Genomic DNA, 1834 nt, shown 5'->3' with positions numbered 1-1834 from the left:
ATTCAACTCATCTGGGATTCCAAGATTAGAGACTACGGTGGCATCAAATGGACTGAGGTAACCCTCGAGCATTTTGGATGCCGCAGTGGACTTCCAGCCGCGCGTCACAAAGACATCTTTATGGGCAACTGGGATACCCGTTAATTTTCCAGATTTACCTGAGGCAATGATTTTATCTGCTTTAGATGCTTGCTCTAAGCTTAAGTGAGTGCTTACATCAAGGTATGCATTGAAGCGCTTTCCAGCCTCAATGCGATCTAAAAAATACTTTGTCAGCTCGGTACTAGAGACCTCTTTAGCTGCTAACGCTTTGGCCATTAAGGCTATGGGAGTTTGGTGCCAACTCATTCGATCACCCGTGGGACTAAGAAGTAGCCATCCTGCACGGCTGGGGCAAATTGCATATTTTCTGCACGATGGTCAGTTTCAGTAACGCCATCTTTGCGCAAAGGTTGCGCCAAATCACGCAGAAAGAGGATGGGGTGAGCTAAGGGGGCAAGACCGGTTGTATCGACAGCTTGCATTTCTTCAACTAAGGCAAAAACTGCCTGTAATTGGGGCAAGACTGCTTCGGCTTCTGCCTGACTTAACTCAAGGCTGGAAAGGTGCGCAATGCGCTGGACATCATCAAGTTTCATGGTGCTCTAGAGTATCATCGCTATATATATTTTTTAACACTTAATTATTTTCCCACTACATCATGTTTGGTTTTTTCCGCAGCTACTTTTCCAATGACCTAGCCATCGACCTAGGTACCGCCAACACCCTAATTTACATGCGTGAACGGGGTATTGTGCTTGATGAACCTTCGGTCGTAGCAATTCGTACTGAAGGCGGTCCAAATGGCAAAAAAACCATTTTGGCAGTTGGAAAAGAAGCTAAAGCGATGTTGGGACGCGTTCCCGGAAATATTGAGGCGATTCGCCCGATGAAAGACGGCGTTATTGCCGATTTCACGATTAACGAGCAAATGCTCAAGCAATTTATCAAAATGGTGCATGAGAGCAAGCTTCTAAAGCCAAGCCCACGCATCATTATTTGCGTACCGTGTGGCTCTACTCAAGTTGAGCGTCGCGCTATTCGCGAGTCGGCTTTGGGCGCAGGTGCGTCACAAGTATTTTTAATTGAAGAGCCAATGGCTGCTGCGATTGGTGCAGGCTTACCAGTTTCCGAAGCCGCCGGCTCCATGGTTGTTGACATTGGTGGCGGCACAACGGAAGTGGGCGTGATGTCATTGGGCGGAATGGTTTACAAAGGCTCTGTTCGTGTTGGAGGCGATAAGTTTGATGAAGCCATCACTAATTACATCCGCCGTAACTACGGAATGTTGATCGGCGAACAAACTGCCGAGTTGATTAAGAAAACAATTGGATCTGCATTTCCCGGCGCTGAAGTGCGCGAGATGGAAGTAAAAGGCCGCAATCTTTCTGAAGGCATCCCACGCAGCTTCACTGTGACTAGCAATGAGATTTTGGAAGCCTTAACTGACCCATTGAATCAAATCGTGACAGCAGTAAAGGCAGCTTTAGAACAAATACCTCCTGAGCTAGCATCTGACATTGCCGAGCGGGGCATGATGCTTACTGGTGGTGGCGCACTATTGCGTGACCTCGATCGCTTGCTCTTAGAAGAAACTGGCCTTCCTATCCATGTTGCAGAAGATCCCCTCACTTGCGTCGCACGTGGTTGCGGCATCGCCTTAGAGCGCATGGACAAGTTGGGCGGCGTGTTCTCTCAAGAGTAATTGACCTAAGCGTCGATTAGGGAATTGCAACATAGCGCTCCTCCTCTTTTCAGACAAGGCGTTCCGGCTTTAGTCAAACTGATTGTCTGC

3 protein-coding genes are annotated in these 1834 nt (G+C 48.1%); 1 reads left to right on the top strand and 2 read right to left on the bottom strand.

From position 1 onward, the window contains the following. Both B7X71_RS16275 and gatC read right to left on the bottom strand, forming a co-directional pair. The coding region (locus tag B7X71_RS16275) for an amidase family protein (protein ID WP_293601500.1) at positions 1-348 on the bottom strand (348 nt) is incomplete at its 3' end. Beyond that, entirely contained in the window at positions 345-638 is a 294-nt protein-coding gene (gene gatC / locus B7X71_RS16270) for an Asp-tRNA(Asn)/Glu-tRNA(Gln) amidotransferase subunit GatC (RefSeq protein ID WP_293601499.1), read from the bottom strand. The genes gatC and B7X71_RS16275, both read right to left, overlap by 4 nt. Before the next feature lie 62 nt (positions 639-700). On the opposite strand from gatC, the gene B7X71_RS16265 reads away from it, so the two are divergent. Beyond that, entirely contained in the window at positions 701-1744 is a 1044-nt protein-coding gene (locus tag B7X71_RS16265; protein ID WP_293601498.1) for a rod shape-determining protein, read from the top strand. Positions 1745-1834 lie beyond the last annotated feature (90 nt).

It is taken from the genome of Polynucleobacter sp. 39-46-10, from assembly GCF_002282275.1.
This window is presented reverse-complemented; position numbering and strand designations above follow the sequence as displayed.

Excerpts from the sequence above, each read along its gene's own strand:
- gatC (WP_293601499.1), bottom strand. The coding sequence starts at position 638 with ATGAAACTTGATGATGTCCAGCGCATTGCGCACCTTTCCAGCCTTGAG.
- B7X71_RS16265 (WP_293601498.1), top strand. The coding sequence starts at position 701 with ATGTTTGGTTTTTTCCGCAGCTACTTTTCCAATGACCTAGCCATCGAC.